Source organism: Emticicia sp. (genome assembly GCF_043780375.1).
GTDB lineage: Bacteria > Bacteroidota > Bacteroidia > Cytophagales > Spirosomataceae > Emticicia.
Genome location: NZ_JAYWCU010000287.1, coordinates 1 through 8,273, shown reverse-complemented (window position 1 = coordinate 8,273; position 8,273 = coordinate 1). Strand labels below are relative to the sequence as shown.

At 36.2% G+C, this 8,273-nt stretch carries 5 protein-coding genes and 1 pseudogene; 4 read left to right on the top strand and 2 right to left on the bottom strand.

From position 1 onward, the window contains the following. From ACH2CJ_RS21075 to ACH2CJ_RS21065, 3 genes and pseudogenes are all read left to right on the top strand, one after another. Nucleotides 1-1,323, top strand: a pseudogene (locus ACH2CJ_RS21075) (TonB-dependent receptor); the annotation flags it as partial. A gap of 26 nt (nt 1,324-1,349) precedes the next feature. Then, nucleotides 1,350-3,335: a M1 family aminopeptidase gene (locus ACH2CJ_RS21070; RefSeq protein WP_394996350.1), complete on the top strand. Its 1,986-nt coding sequence runs from the start codon at nt 1,350-1,352 to the stop codon at nt 3,333-3,335. Between the two features lie 54 nt (nt 3,336-3,389). Further along, on the top strand, nt 3,390-4,235 hold the full coding sequence (locus ACH2CJ_RS21065) for a sugar phosphate nucleotidyltransferase (protein WP_394996348.1): 846 nt from the start codon (nt 3,390-3,392) through the stop codon (nt 4,233-4,235). Nucleotides 4,236-4,247: 12 nt separating this feature from the next. Here the strand turns inward: ACH2CJ_RS21065 and ACH2CJ_RS21060 are convergent, their stop codons facing one another. Next, a complete protein-coding gene (locus tag ACH2CJ_RS21060; RefSeq protein ID WP_394996345.1) occupies nt 4,248-5,492 on the bottom strand; it encodes an MFS transporter in 1,245 nt (414 codons plus the stop codon). A gap of 239 nt (nt 5,493-5,731) precedes the next feature. Here ACH2CJ_RS21060 and ACH2CJ_RS21055 point away from each other — a divergent pair, with 239 nt between their 5' ends. Further along, on the top strand, nt 5,732-7,789 hold the full coding sequence (locus ACH2CJ_RS21055; RefSeq protein ID WP_394996343.1) for a S9 family peptidase: 2,058 nt from the start codon (nt 5,732-5,734) through the stop codon (nt 7,787-7,789). Between the two features lie 151 nt (nt 7,790-7,940). On the opposite strand, the gene ACH2CJ_RS21050 is transcribed toward ACH2CJ_RS21055, so the two are convergent. Next, nucleotides 7,941-8,273, bottom strand: a 333-nt coding sequence (locus tag ACH2CJ_RS21050) for a hypothetical protein (protein WP_394996340.1), incomplete at its 5' end; no start/stop codon positions are given.

Sequence of the window (8,273 nt, the reverse complement as noted above, 5' to 3'; positions counted from 1 at the left end):
GGTCTGCGAGATACTACTTTATGGAAAGTGCAAAAAGATGGATTTGATATTAGTTATAAAAATATAATGGGTGCGATTGGTGTAACGCACAATGTACGTTTGAGCGAAAAGATGCTTTGGCGTACCGTTTTGACAGCATCAGGCTTGGAAAGTGCAAGAGATGGCTATGTGTTGAGTAAAAAAACTTTTCAACGATATTTATCTCAAATTGATACCGTATCAAGGAATAAAATCTCTTTTTCAAGTAGTTTTAGCTATAAAATTGATGCTCGAAATACCTTGAAAGTTGGTGTATTTATTACACATCAATACGATAAACTTTACTCACTTTCTTCAGATAAAAAATCGGTCGGACAAGCAGAAGGTCTAATTGTTCAACCATATATGAACTGGCAGTTTTCGCTTTCGCCAAAATTGACAACTAATATTGGTTTGCACTACCTCAATTATACATTCAACCGAACAAAATCTTTTGAACCACGCCTCTCGATTAATTATCAACTCGCTAATAATCAGTCTATTAGCTTTGCTTATGGCTTGCATAGTCAGCTTCAACCAGCACAAGTTTATTTTGCACAAGCCAATATTAATAGTGGTAATTTTTTGCCGAATGCTTTGCTTCAATTCACAAAGGCTCATCATTATGTGTTAAGTTCGAAGCGTTCATTCAAGAAAGGCTCATATTTGAAAGCAGAATTATATTATCAGCGATTATTTAATGTGCCAATTTCAACTTTGAATCCGACTTTTTCATCTATAAATTTAGTGGAGGATTTTACAAACGAACCTTTACAAAACTTAGGCACTGGCGAAAATTATGGTATCGAACTTACCTACCAACAATACTTAACCAATGGTTTTTATGCCCTTACAAATGCCACCTTTTATAATGCAACTTATATGGGCTTGGATGGTATAAAAAGGAATAGTAGATACAATGGCAAGTATATTTTCAATCTAACTATTGGAAAAGAGTGGGAGAGAACCAAAAATCGTATGCTTGGTACAAGTCTTAGAGTTGTTTGGTTGGGGGGATATTATGAAAGGGAAATTAACGAGGCAGCTTCAATAGAAAATAAACGATTGATTTATAGTAGTTCGGAAGCCTTTACAGTGAAACAACCCGACTACTTTCGCCCAGATTTTCGTATATATTTAAAAAAATCAAAACAAAAATATTCAAGAACCCTTGCTTTAGATATTCAGAATGTGGCATCTTACCAAAATACATCGTATAGCTATTATGATATTTTGCAACAAAAAATCGTTAGACAATATCAGCTTGGTTTAATTCCAATTTTGAGTTACCGTTGGGAGTTTTAAAACTTCTATAAATCCAAATTCATACAATGAAAAATCTATTTAAAGTATTCATTATTAGCTTTTTACCTATTCTGAGTTTTGCCCAAGAAGATGGAGCAACGATTTGCTCGGAGTCGAAGCAGATAGCTTTTAAACGAATGAACAAAGCAAGCAAAGCTCGAATTGCGTACCCAGGCGATGATAAAATAGATGTAACTTATTATAAATTAAACCTAAATCTTTCTCATGCTCAACAATATTTGAAAGGCGAAGCTACTATTGGCTTGAAAGCAAAATCGGCTATTTCTTCTTTCTTTTTAGATTTGAGAAATATTCTAAAGGTTGATTCGGTGAAGTTAGCTTCAAAAAAACTTGGTTTTTTGCAAGATGCAAGCAAAGTAACTATCACACTCGACAAACAATATACCGAAAATCAAACGATTAGTGTCATTGTTTATTATCAAGGCAAACCAGCGAGTTCTGGATTTGGTAGTTTTTCGTTTGCAACGCATGGCAATACTCAACAACCCGTTGTTTGGAGTTTGAGCGAACCTTATGGAGCTCCCGACTGGTTTCCGTGCAAAGATACGCCGTCTGACAAAGCAGATTCGTCGGATGTTTGGATAACAATGCCCAAAGAATTTGTTTCAGTTTCTAATGGAACTTTAATGCAAGTGCTTGATAACAAGGATAATACAAAAACTTATCAATGGAAAAATCGTTATCCGATTGCTCATTATTTGATTTCGATTGCTTGTTCAAATTATATTGAATATAAAAACTACTTTAAGTATTCAACTACCAACGGAACGCCGCCCGATTCGATGGTAATTACGCATTATGTTTATCCCGAAACGTTTACTGCTACTACAAAAACCCAACTCGATCAAACACCATTTATGCTAAAACTCTTTTCTGAAAAATTTGGACTATATCCATTTATCAAAGAGAAATATGGTCATGCTCAATGCGATTTTGGCGGAGGAATGGAGCATCAAACTTGTACATCTATTAATAGCTATGGCGGGAGTTTGGTGGCTCACGAGCTTGCACATCAATGGTTTGGCGATAAAATTACCTGTAAAAATTGGGAAAATATTTGGCTAAATGAAGGTTTTGCAACTTATGCCGAAGCTATTTATGCCGAAGCTCTTGGTGGAAAAAGTAGCTATCAAACCAATATAAATGCCAATATTACTAAGGCAAAAAAGGCAGTTGGAAGTGTTTATGTACAAAATATTAGTAGCGAAAGCGAGATTTTTAGTAATAACCGTAGCTATGCCAAAGGTGCAATTGTATTACATATGTTGCGTGGAATAGTGGGTGAAGAGAAGTTTTTTAAAATTCTTCAAAACTATTTAGTTTCGAGTATTGCCTACAATTCAGCCGTAACTGAAGACTTTCAGAAAGTTGCAGAAGAAACCACAGGATTGAAATTAGATTACTTTTTTAAAGAATGGATTTACGGCGAAAGTTATCCAAAATACACTTATGGATGGACCGTTAATGACGCAACGGCAATGTTGAATTTGACAATTAATCAAACTAAAAATACTATACCTGAATATTTTTCAATGCCTGTTGATATAAAAATCGTCACTTCACAAGGAGAATCAATTACGACAGTATTTATTGACAAGGCTTCGCATTTAATTCAGATTGCAAAGCCAGCGGGGGAGGTAACTCAAGTAGTTTTTGACCCTGACAATAAAATTTTAAAAGACGTTACCGAGGTAAAAATCTCATCAAGTATCACAGGTACTGAGCCAGAAAATAACTTGGTAGAATGGAGTATTTCGCCAAATCCTGCTGATGGTCAGGTAGTTGTAAGTTTTTATTTGAAACAAAATGCCAATACTCACATATCTGTAGTTGACATGATGGGTAGAAATATAAAACAATTAGCAGAAGAAAAACTCCCCATTGGCAAATACTCAAAAACAATTCCTTTAACTAATTTTCCTGCGGGGAAATACTTAATACGTTTAGGAATTGAAAATAAATATTTTGGAAAAATTTTGGTGGTCAGGTAGAGACACAAGGGGTTGCGTGTGTTGGTAGTGATGGTTATATAATAAATCATAAAGATGAAATTATTAATATTAGCAGGGGGAATGTCGTCCCGAATGAAGAGAAGTATTGAAGAGAATTCTGACCTTGACCCAAAACTCATTGAACAAGCAAATACGCTTCCCAAATCAATGATTGGACTTGGTAAAGACGGACGACCTTTTCTTGATTACGTATTATATAATGCTGCCCAAGCAGGGGTAAAAGAAGCGATTCTATTGCTTAATCCAAAGGATACGGTCTCACAGCCTCACTACGGAAAATTGATGCAAGAAGGCAAAAGTTGGGGTTTGAAAATAGCGTTTGCACGTCAGCATATTCCCGAAGGAAGAGCAAAACCCTTGGGTACAGCCGATGCAATTGAACAGGCTTTAGCACAATTTCCTTCATGGAAAAGTAGTCGATTTATTGTCTGTAATGGCGATAACTTATATCCTGTTGAGGCGTTTAAATTATTGTTGGACGAAACTTATCTAAATGCTTTACTCGATTGGGACACCGTAGGATATTCCTTGGAAAGAGTAAGAAATTGTGCTATTATCAAGAAAGATGGGGCTGGATATTTGACCGATTTACTCGAAAAACCAAATGAAGATGAGTGGGCAGAAATCGTAAAAACAATGCCTCGTATTGGCATTAGTTGGAATATTTTTGCTTTTACGGCAGCAGATTTACTCCCATTTTTAGAAAAAACACCTTTGCATCCTATCAGAAATGAAAAAGAAATTCCTGTTACCGTGCGACTCTGGGCAAGCGAAAAACCTCAAAGTATCTTCACGATTCAGATTTCTGATGTACTGCCTGACCTAACGAGCAAGCATGATATTATTGAAGTTATGAAAGTTTTGAATTATGAGATTTAATGAGGTCTAAACTCAAGATTCAGAGCTAATCGTCTTCGTAGGGTCAATGAAAAACCATAGTGCCGAAGCCACTAATAAACATCCTGCAATTAGGAAAAGTGGATAGTTGAAATTACCAGTTTGCTGTACGATTACACCAAAAATAATAGTTATAAAAAACCCACCCATTTGCCCTGCAAAGTTCATAGCACCTGTTACGGTACCTGAGTTTTGCTTGCCAATGTCAACACAAACGGCAAAAGCTACAGGTAAAGTCAAATCTTTTAGTAGTACGCATAATGCCAATAAATAACCCGCCAATTCATTATTTGTCGTTAGTCCAGCACCCAAAAAACAGATACTCGATGAGCCTAATCCAGTTACTCCTACAATACGTCTGCCGAGTTTAAGTCCCCATTTTTTGCTCAAAATATCACTGGCAAAACCCCCTACAATACAGCCAATTGCTCCCAAAAAATAAGACAAAGAAATGAAGTTTTTAGTTTGTGCTTCGCTCATGTGTCGTCCTTCTTGAAAGTATGTTGAAGACCAATTGGTAAAAAAATATGCAGCATAAAAGAACAAATGACACATCAACATTAGTAGCCAAATATTACGATTTTTAACAATAATTTTCCAATCAATTTTATGATTTGAGGTAGTTTCTTTTCTTCCAGATTCAATTTCTTCTATCTCTTTTTGGGTAATGTCTTTATGTTCAGCGGGGTTATCTTTAAACCAAAAATACCAAGCTGTTGCCCAAAGAGTTCCTACAATTCCGAGTATAAAAAATGCCGTTCGCCAGCCAACAGCATGTACTAAAGGTATGACTATAAGTGGCGTTAATGCACCACCGATTCTGCCTGCTGCCCATATCACAGATTGTGCTCTACCCACCTCAACTGTTGGAAACCAACGAGAGATAACGATTGCCGCGTTGGGGTATGCCCCTGCCTCACCAATACCAAACAAAAAACGCACAATTAATAAGTAAACGAAGCCAAAAGCGGTACCTGTGAGAGCCGTAAAACCCGACCACCAAATCACTACACGAGTCAATACTTTTCGAGGACCGATACGATCGCCTAAGATGCCTGTGGGTAGTTCAAAGAGAGCATAAGCCAATGAAAAAGCTCCCAAAATATAACCAAATGATTGATTGTCAAGATCTAAATCGGCTTTTACGTATTTACTAACCACGTTCATACAAACTCGATCGAGAAACGTAATGATGGATAGCAGGAAGAGAAAAAACAAAACTTTATGGCGAATTTTCATGTATAAGAAGGTTAGGTAATATCTAAATCGGTACTTGACACAATTTAAGACAATATTTTGAATTTTGTATTGGTTTTTTTACTCTCTGACAATTTTGTAGTATTGTAAAACTACCTTGTACGAGAATGTTGAATTATAATACAAAGTTTGAAAAAATCTTGAGCTAGCATGAAGGTAAATTAGCTTAACATCACTTAATTTGCTACAAAAACACCTCGCCCCTCAAATTTCCTTATGATATGAAAAAGACACTTATTATTTCTTTCTTGTTGCTGACAGCTTGTTTTTTTGCAACTGCCCAACAAAATAGTTCCATTAGTTTTGAACAATTCATTTCGCTTCGCCAATGCGGTAGTCCGGTGATTTCGCCCGATGGCAACAACGTAGCTTTTACAGTAACTTCAACCGACTGGAAAGAAAATAGCTACGATACAGAAATTTGGTTATCTATCAAAGGCGAAGAAGCTTTTCAACTTACACGTACTCAAAAAGGTAGCAGTAGTTCGCCCAAATGGTCACCTGATGGAAAATGGTTAGCATTTTTAGCCGATAGAGGCGATAAAACGCAGGTTTTTGTTGTTAAAACTGTGGGAGGTGAAGCTCAAGCTATTACAAAAGAAGAAGAAGGAATTCAAGGTTTTGATTGGTCACCTAATGGAAAATTTTTAGCTTTTACAAAAAATGAAACCGAAAGTAAAAAGCAAAAGAGTGTTAAAGAACGCTACGGCGGTTTTGCGTTTGACGATGAAGAGTTTTCTCTTTCACACCTTTGGATGATTGATTTTTTGCCTGATATGATGCCATTGCCCAATGAAAAACCTTGCTACGACACAAAGGATTCTACCAAGAAAAAAGATTGTATAACTTTCCCAAAGGCCATTCGACTAACCGATGGAAAATTCACAGTCACTGGTTTTGGTTGGTCGCCCGACGGAATGAAGCTTGCATTTAACCACCAACCCAATCCATTGATAAGTTCTTCGATCAAGTCCGATATTTCTATGATAGAAATTGAGTCAAAAAAAATCACTTCTTTAGTCAAAAATCCTGCTGGCGATTATTTTGATACTTGGTCGCCCGATTCAAAAGAAATTTTGTTTCTGAGTGATGTAACTGACACATTATCACAGTTTTATAAAAATAATAGGTTGTTTCGAATCGCTATTGCTGGTGGTACTGCCGTAGAATTAGCCACCAATTTTGATGAAAATAAGAATACTTTAGACTGGAACCCAGAAGGTATTTTCTTTCAAGCCAGTCAGCGAGCTTCTCAATTGAATTTGTTTCAATTGAATCCTTCTTCCAATAGATTTACACAGATACAGGGCTTGCCTGACTATGTAAGTTTAGTTTCTTTTTCTATTGATGGAAAAAATATGGCGTACATAGGCAGAGGTGTAAATTCGATACCCGAAGTGTATAAAATGGTCGATGGAAAATCTCAAAAACTCACCAATTTTAATAAACAAATAGAACTGTGGAACACGCCCGTGAGTGAAATCGTAAAATGGAAAAGCAAAGATGGCACAGAAATAGAAGGAGTTTTGCATAAACCCCGAAATTTTGACCCCACCAAAAAATACCCATTACTGGTTGTCATTCATGGTGGACCAACGGGAATAGATACGCCTACGCCAATTCCTGGGTATGTATATCCGATATTGCAGTGGACTGAAAAAGGTGCAATCGTTTTACGTCCAAATTATCGGGGTTCGGCAGGATATGGTGAAAAATTTCGCTCGTTGAATGTTCGAAATTTAGGCGTTGGTGACATGGAAGATGTAATGTCGGGCGTTGAGTCTTTAGAAAAACAAGGCTTTGTTGATTCCGAAAAAATGGGTTGTATGGGCTGGAGTCAAGGCGGTTATATTTCAGCATTTCTAACCACAAATACTAATCGTTTCAAAGCTATTTCGGTCGGAGCAGGTATTTCAAATTGGGTAACATACTATGTTAGTACCGATATTCATCCTTTTACTCGGCAATACTTAAAAGCAAATCCGTGGAAAGATCCTGAAATTTATAAGAAAACTAGTCCAATGACTAATATTTTGAATGCCAAAACTCCAACTTTGATTCAACACGGAGAATTTGATAAACGAGTGCCGATTTCGGATGCGTACGAATTATTACAAGGTCTGCAAGATGTTGGTGTACCTACTAAGTTGGTGGTTTATAAAGGTTTTGGTCATGGGATTACCAAGCCAAAGGAACGTTTAGCTGCTTTTTGGCATAATTATCAGTGGTTTGGGAAATATATTTTTGGAGAAAATATTGATGTTCCGAGTGGAGAATAATATTTGTCTGTGAAGCAAAGAAGCACTTAACTTTTGATGTTAAGTGCTTCTTTGTATTTAGTGACCGTGTAGGGATTATTTGACTTATTGTAATGGCTTGCATATCAGTGTTTTATAAAAAATGTTGGAACAATGTCGGAAATTAAGGCATTTATTGGCGTAATAAGAGCGTAGAAGAAAGCCCTGCTTGGTCTGGAAATGATAGCCTTTTCCCATTGTTTGATTTAATCATGTGTTCTAAAATCTGCATTTCGCTAAATTTATCTTTGTTGTATTTACGAAGTGATAAAACGCAACTTGCAGCTTTAAGTCTGTTATCGTCGTTAATAGGCATGTTATACATTTTCATTGCTTTTTCCAAAGTAGTTTTTACTTGTTCTTCAGAATAATTTCCAATAAAAACATTTGCAATCTTATACATTACTGTTTGAGAATAACTATAAGAAGTAGAGAGTAGAAAAATGAATAAAAGTATTTTTTTCAT

What these genes read in the sequence shown, in the direction of transcription:
- ACH2CJ_RS21055 (WP_394996343.1), top strand. Translation starts at nt 5,732, where the DNA reads ATGAAAAAGACACTTATTATTTCTTTCTTGTTGCTGACAGCTTGTTTT.
- ACH2CJ_RS21070 (WP_394996350.1), top strand. Translation starts at nt 1,350, where the DNA reads ATGAAAAATCTATTTAAAGTATTCATTATTAGCTTTTTACCTATTCTG.
- ACH2CJ_RS21065 (WP_394996348.1), top strand. Translation starts at nt 3,390, where the DNA reads ATGAAATTATTAATATTAGCAGGGGGAATGTCGTCCCGAATGAAGAGA.
- ACH2CJ_RS21060 (WP_394996345.1), bottom strand. Translation starts at nt 5,492, where the DNA reads ATGAAAATTCGCCATAAAGTTTTGTTTTTTCTCTTCCTGCTATCCATC.